Raw genomic sequence first — 18,651 nt, forward strand, 5'->3', positions numbered from 1 at the left:
CTGTTGTGATTAGAGAGAGAATATGGACCCGGAATTTTATTGTTGTTTGCTTAAGTAGTTTTTTTATGTTCCTGACCTTTTACATTCTGGCAACTGCATTCCCGTTATACGTTAAGGAAAGCTTACACGGGAATCAGGCAGCAAATGGGGTTAGCGATTACTATCTATGTAATAGGGGGAGTATTGATCCGTCCTTTTTCGGGACAATGGGTCGATAAATTCGGCAAAAAGAAAATGGCGGTTATTGGGCTAACCATATTTCTAATCGCCTGTATTGGTTACTTCGAATCTAATGGAATTGTATTATTCCTGGTAATTCGTTTCCTTCACGGAATGAGTTATGCTATTGCCTCGACAGCTACTAGTACAATAGCCTCGACGCTAATTCCTTATTCACGTCAAGGAGAAGGCATCGGTTATTTTAGCATGTTTATGAGCATTGCTATGGTCATTGGACCCGCATTGGGTCTTTTTCTCTGGAAAGATGAGAATATTAATGTACTACTGTTAGGCGTGTGTGTGATTGCCGCTCTTTCGCTGTTATTCACGTTAGGTGTTCGGATGCCAAAAGAAGATAAGGCTAACGTTATTGAAGCTGTTAAGGAACCTGCTAAGACGCGAAAAGGGCTTCGCTGGAGAGACGTAATCGAGCCGAAAGCCTTGCCGATATCACTTGTCGGATTTACGCTTGCTTTTTCCTACAGCTCCTTGTCTGGATTTATAGCTTCTTTTACGAAAGAAATTCATCAATCACAGCTTACTGGTTATTTTTTTGTGGCTTTTGCAATTATGATTGTATTGTTTCGCCCGGTTATAGGTAAAGTATTCGATAAATATAATGAGCATATTCTCATCTATCCCGGAATTCTAATCTTCGCCGTTGGATTGCTTAGTTTAAGTCAAGCTCGGTCTGGTTTGATGTTAATGATGTCTGGTGTCATTATGGGAATTGGATATGGTGCACTTATGCCATGTTTCCAGACTCTTGCGCTTAAATTAGCGGCTAAAGATCGTAGAGGTAGTGCGAATGGGACCTTTTTCTTGTTATTTGATTTGGGTTATGGAGCGGGCTCGTATTTCATGGGTTTAATTGCTTCTTATACGGATTACCGAATGATGTATGAGGTTGCGGGGGGAGTAACACTTCTTTCTCTTGCTGCGTACTATTTGCTTCATCATGTACCTCAGGCCAAAGCTAAGCTGCACATACAAAAATCAAATATAGACGTTGTATAAATAGATGGTCTTGGCTGTATGATATAATTATTAGAAAAAAATATGGGGAGAACTGTATGACTACAATCATTGATAAAATTGCATGGATTCATATTCAGAATGGACAAGTTTTGTGTGCGCGTTCCAAAGGGAAAGATACCTATTATTTGCCTGGAGGAAAAAGAGAAGCTGGAGAAACAGACGAGGAGACGCTCGTGCGCGAAATCGAGGAAGAGATCTCTGTTCGTATTAAAACAGAAACCATCTCCTATTTTGGAACCTTTGAAGCGGAAGCTCACGGTAAAGCTGAAGGCGTCATAGTTAAAATGACATGTTATATCGCCGATTTTGAAGGTACACTTAGTCCTGCGTCGGAAATTGAAGAGTTATCCTGGTTATCTTATAAGGATCGAAATGGTGTTTCAGTCGTTACACAGATCATTTTTGATCAATTGCATGAGCATAAATTACTTTCCTAATCCACAATTTAAAGTTCTGAAAGCCCGTTTTAAGCCTAAGAGATGGCTTGAGGCGGTCTTTTTTTTGAAAATATATGAAAGGCTTATAGGGGCAACAACATCGTTTATTTTGGTTTAGGACAGATGTCCTTTTTTAAAGGCCTGAATTGCTTTTTAATATGTAAGAGATCGAAGTTGAGGAGAGAGAGAAATGAGAGGAATTATATTTGCGTTTTTAGCGGGGGCTTGTATCACTCTGCAAGGAGTATCTAATGCTCGAATTAGTCAAGATATTGGGACTTGGCAAGCTGCGACAATTACACAGCTAACTGGGTTTATAATGTCCTTATTAATCCTGCTATTCGTCCGAGATGGCAAATCACAGGGCTTTAAACAGGTAAAACCTTTATATTTGATTGGCGGCGCCTTTGCCGCAGTCATTATTTTCAGTGAGGTAACAGCTATTCAGCAGATTGGTGTAACGTTTACGATATCCACATTGCTGATTGCTCAGCTATGCTTGACCTTCATCATCGATATTAAAGGCTGGTTCGGGATGGAAAAACGAAAGATGAGACTGCCACAATTTATCGGTATCGCGTTAATGATTGCTGGCGTCGTGATCCTGAAATTCTAAATGATCCTGATGGACAATCGATAAATGGAGGAATGAAGTTATGATTATAGGTTTGATATTAGCGCTTATCGCGGGCTCACTAGTGAGCCTGCAAAATATATTTAATACGAAGGTTAATGAGAAGGTTGGATCTTGGGCTACAACGACATTAGTGTTAGGCATGGGATTTCTGGCTTCTTTTATCATGAGTCTTATCTTTGAAGGCAACCGTATATTTACTTTGCGAAACATGGAGCCCTGGTATTGGATCAGCGGATTGATCGGAGTGGGAGTTGTAATCTGTCTCGTGCAAGGGACCAAGCGGCTTGGACCAACCTATGCGATCTCTATCGTGTTAATCTCTCAGCTTGGATTCGCTTTATTGTGGGATTCCCTCGGCTGGTTAGGGCTTGAGAAGGTTCCTTTCACTTGGAAGCAGTTGGTCGGAGTACTTGTGATTGTTGGCGGTATTCTAGTGTTTAAGCTAGGCGGTGCCCGGGAGACTCAAAAGTCGGCTTAAATCAATCCTCTAAATAGAGCTAATAAATTTGTAAGCGTGGACCCATAAGGGTTCATGCTTTTTTTTGTTATGAATAACCTATTCTCGGACGCATGACTGTCAAATTAGAAGTGATGGCAGTCACACGAGAGGAGAAGAAAATCGATTTATACTTTGCCAAAGCAGTAAATCTGGAGCATAGAAGGAAAGGAGAAATTATCTAATGTCGGGAGCGGAATTGTTAGTAGACTTGTTATTGAGGAAAGGTGTTTCAACGATTTTTGGTTACCCCGGTGGGGCCGTACTGCCTGTATATGATGCATTGTTCGATTGTGAAGGATTAGAGCATATTTTAGTACGGCATGAACAGGCTGCAGTACATGCCGCAGATGGTTACGCGAGAGCGACAGGAAGTGTAGGCGTTACACTCGTAACTAGTGGTCCTGGAGCCACCAATGCTATAACTGGAATAGCGACAGCTTTTATGGACTCCATTCCACTGATCGTACTAACTGGTCAGGTCCCCACGGATATGATTGGATTAGACAGCTTTCAGGAGGTTGATATTTATGGCATGACCATGTCCATCACGAAGCATAATTACATAGTAATGAATAAGAGTGATCTCCCACGCATCATTGATGAAGCTTTTTATTTGGCAACTACAGGACGTCCTGGCCCTGTTCTTATTGATCTGCCTAAAAATGTTATGATGGACACAACTCCAATAATATACGAAATTTCCGAACAACAATCATTTGTTTCTATTCGTGGATATTCAGTTGCTAATCAGTCTAATGGGAATGACTTGGATACGATGGCGGAGAAACTTCGGAATGCTGCCAGACCCTTACTATTGATCGGCGGGGGATGTGTAGCAGGTGAAACCCCTTCCTTATTGCTTAATTTGGCAGAACGTCTCGATCTTCCAGTTGCTTCTACTCTGATGGGTATAGGGGCGTTTCCATCTGATCATCCATTGCACTTAGGAATGGTAGGTATGCATGGAACGGTGGCCGCGAACCGCGCTATACAAGCAGCTGATGTTCTAGTTTGTCTAGGCGTCAGATTTAGTGATCGTGTAACAGGAAAACGCAGAGCGTTCTCTCCTCATTCGTATAAAATCCAAGTGGACATAGATGAAGCTGAATTTGATAAAAATATAGAGATGGATCTAGCTCTTTGTGATTCTATAACAAACGTATTACAGGAAATGCTTAATCGCTTATCAGATAGAAAGATTCCTGAATGGCATGACCAGATCAATGAATGGAGCAGATGTCCAATTCAACCATTTAGAGATCATCATGAATCGAGATTGACACCTCAAGACGTTATTCGGTACGTTGATCATGCAACTGTCTCCGATGCTATTATTTCCACGGATGTAGGACAACATCAAATCTGGACAGCACATCACTATAATTTTAAAAAGCCGCGTACCTTTCTAACCTCTGGAGGATTGGGTACTATGGGTTACGGGTTTCCTGCAGCTATTGGAGCAGCAGTTGCTTTTCCGGAACGGCAGGTTGTATGTATAAGTGGGGATGGAAGCTTTCAAATGAATATGCAGGAAATCATGACAGCTGTAGATTTGCAGCTCAATGTAAAAGTAGTTATTTTGAAAAATGGTTATTTAGGAATGGTGCGTCAGTGGCAGGAACTATTCTTGAACAAAAGATACTCAGCCGTACAGATTAGTTCACCTGACTTTGCCGCACTCGCTAAATCCTTTGGTGCACAAGGTTATCAAGTCAGCACTAAAGAAGAGGCTAAAGCCATAATCCAACATGCTATGAATACCGAAGGTCCTGCTATTATGGAATTTGATGTCATCGAAGAAACAAATGTCTATCCAATTGTCCCGCCTGGGGCAAGCAACGATGAATCGATTGAAGGGTAGTCTAAATTACAAAATAAGGAGTAGAGTATCTTATGCACATAGAACTAAACGCACTAACAGTAGATAAGTTAAAAGAGAACCTTGGGGAACGGCCAGGTGATTTTAAATTGTTCTTCGATACAGAGGGTTGTGGTTGTAATGGCGTGATCGTAATTCAGATCATTAGTGAACCCTATGCTACAGATATTGAAGTTCAGAAAGAGCCTTTTACATTTTTTGTTGATCGTCAACAGGAATCTTTATTTGATGAACAGATGCGACTTGAAGCAGATGCAAATTACCCTACATTTAAATTAAGTAGTGATGCCAGTCTGTTAGGAAATAATATTCGAGTAAAAGATATTCGCTGAGTAGAGCACTGCTACACTAAAAAACCAGAGCATTTGAGATCATCTCTCAATGCTCTGGTTTCTTGAATTTTTGTTTCCGTATTAGCTGCTTGCGTTTCGTTTCTTATCCATTTGATTTTTTCATAAACGCTATATGGTCTATTTTGCTGTTAACCAGTGTAATTAACTGTTCTGCCATATAGCTCGCCGAATATTTGAAATTGACTTCAGCCCAGTGCATAATGACACCTACTGTAGCAGACATTTGGTAACTCAACATAATTTCATAATCCACGGGAGCAGCATCAGCTTCTATCTCAATCCGCATATCCTCACGCATGGATTCCCGTAAACGGTCGAACAGTTCAACAGTCATTTTCCCTCGTTCCACAGCGGATAAGGCCAAAAACTCAGCTTTATGCCCCTCAATATATTCGAACAATTGCAAAATGGAAGGGAAAACCTCTGTTGCCTCAATACGATCCAATCCCTCATAAGGGTCTATTAGCGCTTCACCTATGCCCTGTAGAAATTCATCATGTATTTCGTTAAGCAAAGCCTCTTTACTCTCAAAATGCTTATAAAAAGTCCCTCGATTGTAATCCGCTCGATTAGTCACGTCCAATATCGTAACTGAATCATAACTATTTTCCAATATTAGTTCAATGAATGCAGATTTCAGAGCTTGGCGTGTTCTTCTGGTTCTTCTGTCTTCATGCTCTTCCTGTATCAAAAAAACTACCCCCAGCTATGATCTTTTTATCGTTCATTTATAATTCCTACTTTAAAAGTAACAAAAGATCAGCCAATGTTCAAGATTTAGACATAAGTAAACACAGAGATCAGTTCTGTTGGTTAGGCGACATTGATTAAAATTCTGATTATTGAACAGATTAACTAATGGGGTGTACTCTAGTAATAGAGATAGGTTATCCCATCTCCTAAGACTATAATATATAGCCAATTCATAACAAAGGATGCGAATATACAATGAGTGAATCATATGTAAAAACTGCTGTAATTACTGGAGCTGCAGGAGGAATCGGTAAGGAGCTTGCCCGTCGATTGTCTGATCGTAAACTGAATCTTGTACTTGTCGATCTGAATGAAGAAGCGATAAAAAATGTTATCCAAGATTTAGGCTTAAATGAATCTAACTCTTTAGCTGTAGCTGCGGATGTCTCTAATGAAGAAGACGTTCAGAATTATGTTAATAAAGCGGTAGAAAAATTTGGTGCCATTGATTATTTTGCAAACAATGCCGGAATTGAAGGTCCAGCAGGTCAAATCGAAGAGCTTAACGTCAAAGCACTTGATCTTGTATACAACGTCAATGTACGTGGTGTATTTCTTGGACTACACTATGTAATTCCTGTGATGAAAAAACAAAACTCAGGTGCTATTCTGAACACTTCTTCTCTGGCAGGACTCATGGGCGCACCAGGCATGGCCCCTTACATTATGTCTAAGCATGCTGTAATTGGTCTGACTCGCGTAGCTGCAAATGAGCTTGCACCACTTGGCATTCGTGTTAATGCGGTACTGCCAGGAACGATCAATACACAAATGATGCGTAAAATTGAGAATAATTTCGGAAGTGCAGAAGAATACAAGGCAGCTAACGAAGCTGCAACACCAATGGGTCGCTACGGTGAACCGCAAGAAGTTGCCGCTGTGATGAACTTCCTTCTGTCGGATGAGGCTTCATTCGTAACGGGTTCTCTATATACAGTCGACGGTGGTATGATAGGTCAATAATGCAAGCTGATTTCGGTCATTATGGATACTCCAAATAAAGGATTGGGCCTGTGCGTTAAGCATTGGGTTCAATTCTTTTTTATTTAGGATACCCGGATCGGATTTAATAATAAGCAATCTGTTGAATTATCTTATAGAATATACAAAGGGGAATTATTCTTTTAAGTATTGCTCAGTTATTTAGATAAATTGTTGGCGAGGAGTGTTCATATGCTTGAATTATCTCAACAGGATTTTATTGAAGTGAAACCGTTACTTACAGGTGCTCTTATTCATCCTGAAATTCTCTCCATCATCGAGGGAAATAATCCGGGCTGGATTTTTGTAGATCAACTTGTAACACCGAAAAGCGCGTTGGTATGGAGTAAGGGGATGCAAGGATTTTATATTATAGGCGATCACACCAATGGGATATTTATCAAAAGCTTAGATAGTTATGTATCCAGTCATATTGCACCGAGGATGAAAAAGCTTGGGCTGGAGTATTTTGAAGTCTCAGGTCAACACGATGAATGGGATCTGGCATTGATGTTTCCTTCTAGGAAGCTATATCCTTTTGAACAAATGGTGTTCAAGTTATTCCACAAGCCCGCTGAGTCCCTTAATAATGGGATTAGAACTATAAATCTTAAAATACAGGATTGGGAGAACTTAGATTTAAAGCACATGGAATTTGTACATGAGAATATTGATTTATTCTGGTCATCGAAAAAAGGCTTTAAGGCAACAGGCTATGGATATGCTGCTATTGAGGGAGCTGAGATCATTGGTGTATGTTATTCTAGTTTCGTTACTGTGGATACTCATGCTATCGGAATTGAAACCCTCTCCAAGTATCAGAATAGAGGAGTGGGGACCCATTTAGCGGCTTTAGTAGCGGGAGATATACTTGCAAATGGTTTTACACCTTATTGGGACTGTTCATTAGATAATGAAGCTTCCCAAAAGCTAGCTCTTCGTTTAGGATTTCAGCAAATTCATCAATATAAGTGTAGCGCTTTTTCAATATGACGGTTTCGCAAATTATTAGGTTAGGATGAACATATATGAAAATATTGCTCGTAGAGGACGATAGAACCATTGCGTCAGGACTTGAATATTCCTTGCAGCAGGATCATTTTGAAACTATTTTATGTTATGATGCAACCTCTGCTAGGAGGGTGTTGGCGGAGCAGATATCTGAAGTAACACTTTGCATTTTTGATCTCTCTCTACCGGATGGCAGCGGATATGATCTGTGTAAGATCGTGAAGGAACGGAGCGATATTCCGGTCATCTTTTTAACTGCGATTGATGATGAGGTCAATGTAGTGATGGGACTTGATATGGGAGCAGACGATTACATAACTAAGCCATTTCGGATTCGTGAGCTGTTATCACGCATTAAATCGGTGTTAAGGAGATATAACAAGCAGGCTCAGACCCCGTCTAATTTTGAACTAGAGAATGTACGGATTAATACGCTAGAAGGAAAAGTGTATAAGAACGGCAATGAAGTTCTGCTAACAGCATTAGAATATCGTCTGCTTCTGATATTTGCTAATCATGTGGGACAAGTCCTTTCCAGAAATCAATTGTTAGAGCGGATTTGGGATGTCGCCGGAGAATTTGTAAATGATAATACATTGTCTGTGTATATTAAACGCTTACGGGAAAAGTTAGAGGATAACCCGCAAGAGCCCACCTTAATCAAAACAGTACGCGGTTTAGGGTATAAGGTTGGTGATTAGGATGTTACGTAACAAAGAATTTAGATGGTTATTACTAACGATGTCTACGATCAGCCTTCTGGCGATTATAGTAACGGCATTTATTTCATCAGGGGCGATGGGGATCACGGCGGTAACTTCAGTTCTGCTTATAGGTTGTTGTTTATTATTTACCCGCTGGAGATACCGCGAAATTGAGAAGCTTTCAGGGTATCTACGTCAAATTAGCAGCGGTAATTATTCGCTCGATGTTCGTGATAATCAGGAAGGCGAGCTTAGCATTCTGAAAAATGATATTTATAAGGTGACGTTGATGTTATCGGAGCAGCGTTTGCTGTTGCAAGAGGATAAAATAAAGCTTACCAATGCGATCTCCGACATCTCCCATCAGCTCAAAACACCACTTACCTCCATGACCGTGATGGCAGATTTATTAAGCGACCCTGAACTGAACGTTGAGAAAAGAATGGAATTTACGCGGAAAATCAGTCTTCAGCTCGATCGGATTGGCTGGCTGGTTTCTTCATTATTAAAGTTCTCAAAGATCGATGCCGGAACCATTCAATTTAAAAAAGATTCAATAAAAGTAAAGAGGCTTGTTCAGAAATCTATGGAGCCCATACTGATTCCAATGGATATTAAGGAGCAACGGATCCAAATCGAAGGAGAAGACGCTACCTCATTCATAGGCGATTACAATTGGACAACTGAGGCGATGATTAATATTCTGAAAAACTGTGTAGAGCATACACCTGCTGGGGGAGTGATCACGATTTCTTTTGCAGAAAACACGCTGTTCACGGAAATTGTCATTACTGATAATGGCAAAGGAATTCCTAAGGCAGAGATCCCCTATATTTTCAAACGATTCTACAAGGGGACAAATGCAAACGAAGACAGCGTTGGAATTGGACTTGCCTTGGCGCAAAGTATTATCACTGAACAAAACGGAACGATTGATGTGATGAGTGAAGTAGGGAAGGGTACACAATTTCAGATCAAATTTTACAAGCAAGTGATTTAACACTTATAGCTTAGTGACTAGAATGTCACTTAAGAGTCACTGGAGAGTCATTGTAGACAGATATACTGATCTCATCAACAAATGGAGGTCTAACAATGGATATTTTAAAGATTGAACATCTGTCTAAAACATATGGTAAAGGCGAGACTGCAGTAAAGGCTCTGGATGACGTATCGTTTTCAATTAAAAAAGGTGAATTCGTAGCGATTATCGGACCATCCGGCTCAGGAAAATCAACCATTTTGCATTTATTAGGTGGAGTGGATAGACCGACAAGCGGCAAAGTATTTGTAGATAACACGGATATTTACGATTTGAATGAAACACAACTGGCGATCTTTAGACGCAGACAAATTGGTCTGATTTATCAGTTCTATAATCTCATACCGGTGTTGACGGTCGAAGAGAATATCACACTACCGTTACTGCTCGATCAGCATAAGGTGGATAAGAAACAGTTTGCGGATACCGTGAAGGCGTTGAATCTGGACAATCGTTTAAAACATCTGCCGAATCAGCTATCAGGCGGACAGCAGCAGCGGGTATCCATAGGCAGAGCGTTAATTAGTAATCCTGCAATTATGCTGGCAGATGAGCCAACTGGTAATCTAGATAGCAAGAATAGTAGTGAAATTATTGAATTATTAAAAATGTTTAATAAAACGTATAATCAAACACTTATTGTTATTACTCACGATGAACGTATTGCCTTGCAAGCAGATCGGGTCATTACTATTGAAGATGGAAGGATCGCTAAAGATGAGGTGATTCGTCCGTGAATATCGTAAACAAATTAACTATAAGACATTTGAAACAGAATAAGCGAAGAACATTGGTTACTATCATTGGAGTCATTATTTCTGTAGCTATGGTAACGGCTGTCGCGACCTTAGGTTTTTCTTTTATGGAATTAATGAAGAAGCAAAGTATCTCGACAAATGGAGAATGGCATGTCCAATATAGAAATGTTACTAAAGCTCAGCTCAAAGCGATAGAAACAGATGATGCGACAAAAGCACTAGTGATCTCCAACGATCGTGGTTACGCCCCTTTAGAGGGTGGGAAGAATGAGAATAAACCTTATTGGTATATCAAGGAATATAATGCAGCTGGTTTTAAACAATTTCCGATTGAACTGCTGGAAGGTAGACTCCCGAAGACAAACCACGAAGTAGTCATTTCTGAGGAGATTGCAAAGAATGCAAAAGTCACTTACAAGATGGGGGAAACTTTAACGCTTGATGTTGGTGAACGTGTCACTAGCGATGGTGAAAATAGTGGCCAACCCCTATCTCAGAATGAACGATTACGGACTGAAGAGGACACCCTGCTTGAAAAGATTATTCATAAAAAACCAATGAACTATACGATTGTGGGAGTGATAAAGCGTCCTACTTGGGAACCAACATGGTCTCCGGGCTATACTGCCTTAAGTTATGTGGATGAAAGCTTGATTGGAGCAGCCGAAAAAACCACAGCGACGGTAGTATTAAACAAGGTGGATAGCTCCATATACAAGCATGCAGAGGAATTGGCAAAAGAAAACAATATCGAGTCGATCTCTTATAATAATAGTCTGCTCCGCTACTATGGTGTGACGAATAACGATGGCTTACGTAACACACTTCTTTCATTGTCAGTGATCATTATGGTTGTGATTATCATTGGTTCCGTTTCATTAATCTATAATGCTTTTGCGATCTCTGTCTCGGAGCGTGCACGTCATTTAGGGATGCTCTCCAGCGTAGGGGCTACAAAGTGGCAGAAGCAGAATTCAGTGTTTTTTGAAGGAATGATTATCGGTTTAATTAGTATCCCCATTGGGATCATTTGCGGAATAGCAGGCATCGGGATCACTTTTATGTTTATCAATTCAATGATTCAAGATGTATTAGGCATAACAGAAAAATTAACGTTAGTTGTTACACCTCTGTCTCTACTAACCGCTTGTTTAGTTTCAATACTGACAATTTTTATATCCACTTATCTTCCAGCCAGAAAGGCTTCAAAGATCTCGGCTATTGATGCGATCAGACAAACAACCGATGTTAGGCTCTCTGGTAAAGCTGTGAAAACATCCAAGTTCGTGCGCAGATTGTTTGGTATTGAAGCAGAAATTGGTTTGAAGAATTTAAAGAGAAATAAACGCAGGTACCAAGCAACCGTGTTCTCACTTGTCATTAGTATCGTTTTGTTTTTATCTGTATCAGCGTTCACTTCTAATATGACAAGGTCGGTAGAACTCTCACAGGATGGGTTGAACTATGATATCCAAGTATATATGGGGACTGAGGACGCTCAAAAAGTGGATCGGTTGACGAAATCGATATCCAAATTACCTAATATAACGGAATATAATGTGACTAGGGAACTTAGTGTGAGTTCATGGATTGATGAAAAAAATATGGCGAAAGAATTGCAAGAGATTGTGCAGGCGGATAAGAGTGTTCTAAAGAACGGGAAATATCCTTACTACATTCAGATTTATGCACTAAATGAACAGAGTTTGAAAACCTATGCAGAAACGGTCGGCACAAATTATGAACAACTAACGAAGCTTGATCAGATGACTGCTATTGTGAATGATACGGTTACTTTTGAGGATGAGAAAGCCAAAAAAATTGTCGAGACCAAAGCTTTTCACTCTGAAGTCGGCCAAAAGCTTGATCTTTTTTATACGGATTGGGATACAAAAAAAGCGACGGATTTATTACCCGTAAAAATTGCCGCTCTAACTGATAAACGTCCCATGGGTGTACATTCAGCAATGGTTGGTGGAATAAACATCATCGTCTCTGAACAAGTCTTCGATAAACTAACAAATGATACGATGAGTAAAGATATTCAAAGTCGGCTTAACTTGAACAGCACAGACCCATTAGCGACACAGCAAGCCATAGAGGAAATGAAAGAGCGTAATATCTATGTTCAAAATGTGTATCAAAATAGACAAAATAGTGAGCAGATGATCATGTTAATGTCTATTTTCACCTATGGTTTTATTGCTTTGATTACTTTAATATCAATTGCGAATATTTTTAATACGATATCAACCAGCATATCCCTTCGTAAAAGAGAGTTCGCAATGCTGAAGTCTGTGGGGATGACACCAAATGGTTTTAATAAAATGATTAATTACGAAAGTGTTTTTTATGGAATAAAGTCACTACTATACGGGCTTCCGATTAGTATCGTTATTATGTACTTGATCTATAGATCAATGATGAGCAGCTTCTCTTATGGATTCACACTTCCGTGGATGAGTATCTTGTGCGTCATTTTGGCAGTGTTTATCATCGTTAGCGTAGCCATGTTATATTCAAGCTCAAAAGTGAAAAAAGAGAACATTATCGATGCATTGAAACAGGAAAATATATAACTATTATCCATCATTGCCGCGTTTAACGCGGCTTTTTTGTGTCATATCTGACACGTTGGTATGTAAATTCTTATAAAATCCTATGATATAATGTACACAATTGAATTGATACAGATTATAACCACGAGGTAGGTGTCAACGAATTGAGAACAATTGTCGTGATTGGCGGGGGAATTACTGGATTGTCCACCGCTTACTATTTACAGAAATCTATAGAGCATAATAAGCTAGATGTAAAAATTATTTTGGTTGAAGCCAGCGATAGACTGGGCGGCAAAATCAGAACACTAAAACAAGAAGACTTCATTATGGAGTCTGGGGCAGATTCTATGGTCACCCGCAAAACGAATGTTGCACCTCTGATTGAAGAGTTGGGTATACAAAATGAGGTTGTATATAACGCGACAGGAATATCCTTTATTTATACAGAAGGTAAACTGAAGCAAATTCCTAAAGATGCAGTCTTTGGCATTCCGCTCAGTATGGAGTCGCTTGCTACTACAGAACTGATCTCAGCTGAAGGAAAGGTTGAAGCACTCAAAGATTTCTACACACCCAATAATAAGTTTACGAAAAACGATTCCGTGGGTGATTTTCTAGAAGCTTTTTTAGGAAAGGAACTTGTCGAGAAGCAAATTTCACCTGTTCTTTCAGGTGTATATTCCGGGAAGTTGAGTGAACTTACAATTGCCTCGACACTGCCTTATTTGATTGATTATAAGAATGAATACGGCAGTATTATTCAGGGTTTATCCGCTAATAAAGCCAAATTTCTAGGAAATGGCGATAAGAAGTTCATGTCATTCAAGGGTGGTGTGTCTGCCTTGATCGATTCTATGGAAGAACATCTTTCTAATTCGGAGATCATCAAAGGGATTCGTGCCGAGAGAATTGAGAAACGTGGAGAGCAGTACCGGGTAACTTTGGCAGATGGACGAATCATAGACTCCGATGTTGTCGTACTTGGAACGATGCATTCTACTGCACAAGCGCTACTTCAAGACGAAGAACTAAATGAAGATTTCAATCAGTTATATAATAGTTCAATGATTAGTGTATATTTAGGATTTAATATCCCTGATAGTCAGTTGCCTGCGAATGGCACAGGGTTCATCACTGCCAACAGCGATGATGTTCTATGTAATGCGTGTACGTGGACAAGTCGCAAGTGGGAGCATACGTCAGGACAACAGCGTCTGCTTGTCAGACTCTTTTATAAGAGCTCAAACCCTCATTATGATTCGTTGATCAAGCTATCTGAAGAGGAACTATTGAAGGTGGCTTTGAAAGATATACAGACCAGTCTCGGGATAACAGGACAGCCAGCTACCTATGATGTGACCAAATGGCATGATGTAATGCCAAATTACCATAAACTTCATCATCAAATTGTAGTATCCTTAGAGAAGAAGATGACAGATAGGTATCCTAATGTTATCCTTGCCGGATGCTCTTATTATGGAGTTGGTATTCCGGATTGTATTGCGAATGGAGAAAAGACAGCTGAGCGTATTTTGGAACAAGTAACTACACAATAAAAAGGAGGGTGTACAATCGTGAGAAGATTAGCGATCAGCTCTATGCAAAGTCTAGACTTATAAACAACGGCGGTTGTTTGTATAGAGCGAAAAATTGAGTTTACCGCTAGTGCAGTGTGCATGGGTTGTTTACAGAATAGACTTTGCTACCTTCAAACTCATTAAAAAGTTTAAGGAGCAGAGCGATTATGAAATATGTAAATGCAGATACGATTTTCCCAAAAGAATTATTAGAGGAAATTCAGAAATATATCAACGGTGGTATGGTTTATATCCCTAAGCCAGAAGAATCACATGTAAAATGGGGCGAAAAATCAGGGAGCAGAAAATACTTAAGATCTAGAAATATCGAAATCTGTCTAAGATTTGCTGTTGGTGCAACGGTTGACCAGCTTTCAGATGAATATTGCCTTTCTAGAGATAGTATCAAGAAAATTGTTTATTCAAAAAAATAGCTTATCATCCAAAAAAACCACGTTAGAGGAAACTCTGACGTGGTTTTTGGAATTTAATTATAATTTAATCTTAAATACCATATTTTTTCCGATATTTATTGATCCCATCTACAAACTGTCCTTCATACTTCACGCCTTCATCCATCTTTTTATTTGCGGCATTAATAGCTGTACTAGAAACCTTTGTTTTGTATAGTGCTTCTTTCATCATTGTCATTGCTTCTAATTGCAACTTAATCGCTTTTAAATAGATTTCATGTAACGCCTGCAATTCTGTATTGGGTGCTTTGATCTTTTTCGCCTCTATTACCAACTTAGTGTAATTGGGAATGATCACATTATTAAACGCTGTATAGCGTTGTTTTCTATTGTTACCTGTATCTATTCTGTTCTTTACATATGCCTCAGAGGCAATTTCGTCAAATTTAAAAATCGCTGCTATTTGATTAGAATAGGTTGTGAAATCTATTACTTCTTGTGGCGTTTTCATCTTTTCTTCATAATCTGCCTCAGATAGAACGGTAATAGGGAATCTTTCTTCAGACCAACCAGGAATGTTGAAGACTACTTCTGCAGAACCTTCTTGAACTCCTGTAATAATATAATCTGAGTAACCATCCAATTCAATGGTAAGTATAGATTCATCAGAAACTTCAGGTGTCAATTTTGCATATGTAAGACTGGTCATTTCGGCTAGTAAGCGAACTTTTATTTTTGTGGTTCCACCCACGGGAATAACATCACTAGACAAAGTAATACTCGCTTCGTTAAGCAATTTCTTATCAGCAGCAAACACAGTGGATGGCATTAATAGAGCAATAACCATAGTGCATAGTATCAAATATCGACCAAACCTTTTCATTTTCAATCATCCTTATCTATTGATTTTGTATTTACTGGTAGCAATCCCGTATTCCATAAACTTACTATTCCTCCCTGAGTTTTACTATAAAGTGTTTTTTCTCAAATACCAACTACTTTTTGTGCTTTAAATCTCTATACATCGATTGGGAATGGATTACTGAATTAATGAAGTCAAATATAAAGATAGATAGGGCGACAACCTGTATTTTTTGATACAAGTTGTCGCCCTATCCATTAAATATGTAATGCTATACGATTTGTTTATTCATATTCAAAGAGGCTTCAAATGCATCAATTATATACAGGAATCGTTCTGCTTCTCGGAATACATGATCCGCAAGCAATGGATGGATGATGCTCTTTATTCGACATTCCTCAATAAGATCTCGTGCCGTTTTCTTAAAGTCACGGAGAGATTTAACTGAGACTTTATTCTCGTCAAGTTGCTGACTGAGCAGGGGTTTGGTTTGGGATTGAGGACGCATGGAGCTAAGATCAATAGCTTGATACAGCAAAACATCAAAGTCATGGCTGAAATTTCTTGCTTGTTCAACAAGTTGACGTTCAGAGGGGTCCAATAAATGACCAATGAATTTAGCATGGTCTGCCATTATACGTAGGAAGAATACATTTTCATTAATAATTGCGTCTGGTAAAGGATCTAACCTACCCTGATTCAGTTCTTCCAGTCGATTTCGAAAATAGTTGGCTTCCCTACTGACATGATCCACTAATAAGGGGAAGTTCGTTCCGCCTGGAAGCTTACATTGTAGAATTAGACCTAGTATTTTTCTTTTGAACGCCCAGATATGTGAAGCTGCACTATGAACTTCCTCATTAAACTTCCGTATTACTGCTGGATCAGAATCCACAGTAAATCCGAGTGATCTATTCTCTATGGCTTCGAATGTGGCATAGAAATGGTTTGCTTCATTAATTAGTTGCGTGTCTTCACAACGAAACCCTAATTTAAGAAAAAAAGAGTGTTCTTTCATGATTCGTGACCAGAATCGTATTTCATCTAGAGATCTCGAAACAAAAGGATCCGGCATATCTGAGCACACCTCCCATTTTTATACAATTATAATATGCTAGAGGTTTGTACTATATCCGCAGAAGTTAAGGCGAGTCGAGTATATAGAAGTACAGGTACGCTTAACTTAATTATCAAATATAAATGGTGACATTATATAAAAATTAATTCTAATCGAATATGGCATATAACTAGAGCGAGGTCGTAATTATACTGAGAAAAGAAGTAATTATTGAGAAGAAATTGTGGGGGATGATGGAGATTAAGTTTGTTCCTGAACCGTTGAAGATAAAAAGTTATTCTGCCATAATATTTTAACGGAAAGTACTTACAGAGTATACAAAAGATAATTATACAGAATGTTATTTGAGTGATCTCCATTAATATATTCGAAAATTCGATAGAAGGTAGGAAGGTAACGATATGAATATCACAATCACCTTAACTGATAGTGCCTCGAAGTTTATTATTAACAACCTCTACCCACTATACTTACACGATCTATCAGAAATATGGGGGACGATTCCTAATCAATACGGGGTATTCGCGGAGGACGAGACACAGACACTGAAGGAACAGAATAAAGTCTTCGACATTTGGTGGGAGAAAGCTGGCGTTTTGTATCCTTATTTAATAAAAGAAAATGATATTCCAGTAGGGTTTGCATTAGTTGCTACACCGCCTTACACACCGTCTGCTTGTGAATTCTATTTGAATGAATTTTTTATTCTACGGCCCTTCCGTGGTAAGGGAATTGCTGAATATGCAGCTAAGGAAGTCTTTAAGCTTCATTTGGGTAACTGGGAGTTGCAAACAAATCCCACGGGCACAAATGGGAGAGCACAGCATTTTTGGAGGAAAACTTTAAAAGAATACACTGGTGATAGTTATTTAGAGGAATGCGGGAAGTCATATGATGATGAATTAAAGATGATTTTTACATTTAGTAACCAATCAAAATTATCGAATCCATAAAAGGGGATTATTTCGAAGTTATGTTTAAGAATTCATTCCTAAAAGCGAAAGCTTATAAGTACAGTTCTTTGCAATATTTGGATGTTGAAGAGCTGGAACTACAGGCGCCTGAGGATATTCTTATTGATGAACCTGGTGTGTTTATATTATGTAAATCGGTTGATGAGGGTCATAATATTCACTGGGCTGCCGAGTCTACAGAATTATTTAGGACTGCACTAATAGATCTGACCAGTAAGTTTATTCAATTACCTGTGGGTGGAACTCATAGAATGTATATCGAATTTATACATCCAGATCTCATGCCAGTTATGGAGTCTTTGGGGTTCAAGATAGTTAGTCAGTTTATTGATTTCTGGAATGAGGATATCTCAAAGAAGATCACCGATCAAGCAGAATCACCATTCATAAGAAACATTGAGCCTAAAGACTATTTACAGGTTAGTATGATCACCAAAGCATGTATAAATCTTTCAAGAGGTTTCTATGGTGAAGAGTTGGATTTCATACAAACATGGAATGAATCGGATCATTCTTGTATTCTTGTAGCAGAATTGAATAAAAGCATTGTTGGAGTATGTTTATTGAACATCTACGGATTTGAAAATGAAAAGGGACCTGTGTTATGGCTTAGAGAATTAGCTGTAGATCCGAAATATCATAACCAAGGTATCGGACATAAGTTAGCTGTTGAAGGTATACGCTGGGGGAATAACAACGGCGCTAAGCGGAGTTTTCTAGCAGCAGATAAAGAAAATCGAAATGCGATCAGAATCTATAATAAATTGGGGTATAACCATAAGGACGAAGTAGGGCAGATTAATATGGCTTTAGTGCTTGGAATTGAAGAGCCGATCTAACTATCATAGTTAGATCGGCTTTTGTTGATCTTAGCT

At 39.0% G+C, this 18,651-nt stretch carries 19 protein-coding genes; 16 read left to right on the plus strand and 3 right to left on the minus strand.

From position 1 onward, the window contains the following. Positions 1-93: 93 nt before the first annotated feature. The 6 genes from NSS82_RS16015 to NSS82_RS16040 all read left to right on the plus strand — a co-directional run bounded on the left by NSS82_RS16015 (position 94) and on the right by NSS82_RS16040 (position 5,041). A complete protein-coding gene (locus NSS82_RS16015; protein WP_256718517.1) occupies positions 94-1,236 on the plus strand; it encodes an MFS transporter in 1,143 nt (380 codons plus the stop codon). 56 nt (positions 1,237-1,292) lie between these two features. Then, the gene (locus tag NSS82_RS16020; RefSeq protein WP_076105632.1) at positions 1,293-1,694 is read left to right on the plus strand and encodes an NUDIX hydrolase; all 402 of its coding nucleotides are present in this window, start codon (positions 1,293-1,295) and stop codon (positions 1,692-1,694) included. 190 nt (positions 1,695-1,884) lie between these two features. After that, complete coding sequence (locus tag NSS82_RS16025) at positions 1,885-2,310, plus strand: DMT family transporter (RefSeq protein ID WP_036678064.1); 426 nt, start codon at positions 1,885-1,887, stop codon at positions 2,308-2,310. A 40-nt stretch (positions 2,311-2,350) separates the two neighbouring features. Then, complete coding sequence (locus tag NSS82_RS16030) at positions 2,351-2,809, plus strand: DMT family transporter (protein ID WP_036678062.1); 459 nt, start codon at positions 2,351-2,353, stop codon at positions 2,807-2,809. Between the two features lie 202 nt (positions 2,810-3,011). Beyond that, a complete protein-coding gene (gene ilvB, locus NSS82_RS16035; protein ID WP_076105633.1) occupies positions 3,012-4,691 on the plus strand; it encodes a biosynthetic-type acetolactate synthase large subunit in 1,680 nt (559 codons plus the stop codon). 32 nt (positions 4,692-4,723) lie between these two features. After that, entirely contained in the window at positions 4,724-5,041 is a 318-nt protein-coding gene (locus tag NSS82_RS16040; RefSeq protein WP_038570840.1) for an iron-sulfur cluster biosynthesis family protein, read from the plus strand. Positions 5,042-5,144: 103 nt separating this feature from the next. Here NSS82_RS16040 and NSS82_RS16045 read toward each other — a convergent pair whose 3' ends face one another. Next, entirely contained in the window at positions 5,145-5,753 is a 609-nt protein-coding gene (locus NSS82_RS16045) for a TetR/AcrR family transcriptional regulator (RefSeq protein ID WP_076105634.1), read from the minus strand. 257 nt (positions 5,754-6,010) lie between these two features. Between NSS82_RS16045 and NSS82_RS16050 the strand changes: the two genes are divergently transcribed. The 8 genes from NSS82_RS16050 (at position 6,011) to NSS82_RS16085 (ending at position 14,883) form a co-directional block, all read left to right on the plus strand. Continuing rightward, positions 6,011-6,778 (plus strand): SDR family NAD(P)-dependent oxidoreductase, encoded by a 768-nt coding sequence (locus NSS82_RS16050; protein ID WP_036678050.1) that lies wholly within the window; start codon positions 6,011-6,013, stop codon positions 6,776-6,778. Positions 6,779-6,946: 168 nt separating this feature from the next. Next, positions 6,947-7,789, plus strand: a complete 843-nt coding sequence (locus NSS82_RS16055) for a GNAT family N-acetyltransferase (protein WP_339205315.1) — start codon at positions 6,947-6,949, stop codon at positions 7,787-7,789. 35 nt (positions 7,790-7,824) lie between these two features. Continuing rightward, a complete protein-coding gene (locus NSS82_RS16060; protein WP_036678046.1) occupies positions 7,825-8,508 on the plus strand; it encodes a response regulator transcription factor in 684 nt (227 codons plus the stop codon). Position 8,509: 1 nt separating this feature from the next. Further along, positions 8,510-9,511 (plus strand): sensor histidine kinase, encoded by a 1,002-nt coding sequence (locus tag NSS82_RS16065; protein WP_076105636.1) that lies wholly within the window; start codon positions 8,510-8,512, stop codon positions 9,509-9,511. A 95-nt stretch (positions 9,512-9,606) separates the two neighbouring features. Beyond that, positions 9,607-10,290, plus strand: coding sequence for an ABC transporter ATP-binding protein (locus tag NSS82_RS16070; RefSeq protein ID WP_036678042.1), 684 nt, complete (start codon positions 9,607-9,609; stop codon positions 10,288-10,290). Further along, positions 10,287-12,890 (plus strand): ABC transporter permease, encoded by a 2,604-nt coding sequence (locus NSS82_RS16075; RefSeq protein ID WP_076105637.1) that lies wholly within the window; start codon positions 10,287-10,289, stop codon positions 12,888-12,890. The genes NSS82_RS16070 and NSS82_RS16075 overlap by 4 nt, the downstream gene beginning before the upstream one ends. A gap of 143 nt (positions 12,891-13,033) precedes the next feature. Further along, positions 13,034-14,428: a protoporphyrinogen oxidase gene (locus NSS82_RS16080; RefSeq protein WP_076105638.1), complete on the plus strand. Its 1,395-nt coding sequence runs from the start codon at positions 13,034-13,036 to the stop codon at positions 14,426-14,428. 188 nt (positions 14,429-14,616) lie between these two features. Then, positions 14,617-14,883 (plus strand): CD3324 family protein, encoded by a 267-nt coding sequence (locus NSS82_RS16085; RefSeq protein WP_038570858.1) that lies wholly within the window; start codon positions 14,617-14,619, stop codon positions 14,881-14,883. A gap of 70 nt (positions 14,884-14,953) precedes the next feature. On the opposite strand, the gene NSS82_RS16090 is transcribed toward NSS82_RS16085, so the two are convergent. Both NSS82_RS16090 and NSS82_RS16095 read right to left on the minus strand, forming a co-directional pair. Further along, positions 14,954-15,745 (minus strand): hypothetical protein, encoded by a 792-nt coding sequence (locus NSS82_RS16090; RefSeq protein WP_076105639.1) that lies wholly within the window; start codon positions 15,743-15,745, stop codon positions 14,954-14,956. 250 nt (positions 15,746-15,995) lie between these two features. Continuing rightward, positions 15,996-16,799, minus strand: a complete 804-nt coding sequence (locus NSS82_RS16095; protein WP_036678028.1) for a DUF2935 domain-containing protein — start codon at positions 16,797-16,799, stop codon at positions 15,996-15,998. 404 nt (positions 16,800-17,203) lie between these two features. Here NSS82_RS16095 and NSS82_RS16100 point away from each other — a divergent pair, with 404 nt between their 5' ends. Further along, a complete protein-coding gene (locus NSS82_RS16100) occupies positions 17,204-17,755 on the plus strand; it encodes a GNAT family N-acetyltransferase (RefSeq protein WP_076105640.1) in 552 nt (183 codons plus the stop codon). Positions 17,756-17,775: 20 nt separating this feature from the next. After that, on the plus strand, positions 17,776-18,615 hold the full coding sequence (locus NSS82_RS16105) for a GNAT family N-acetyltransferase (protein WP_076105641.1): 840 nt from the start codon (positions 17,776-17,778) through the stop codon (positions 18,613-18,615). The last annotated feature ends 36 nt before the right edge of the window (positions 18,616-18,651 follow it).

It is taken from the genome of Paenibacillus sp. FSL H7-0735 (assembly GCF_038008505.1).
Lineage (GTDB): Bacteria > Bacillota > Bacilli > Paenibacillales > Paenibacillaceae > Paenibacillus_AQ > Paenibacillus_AQ odorifer.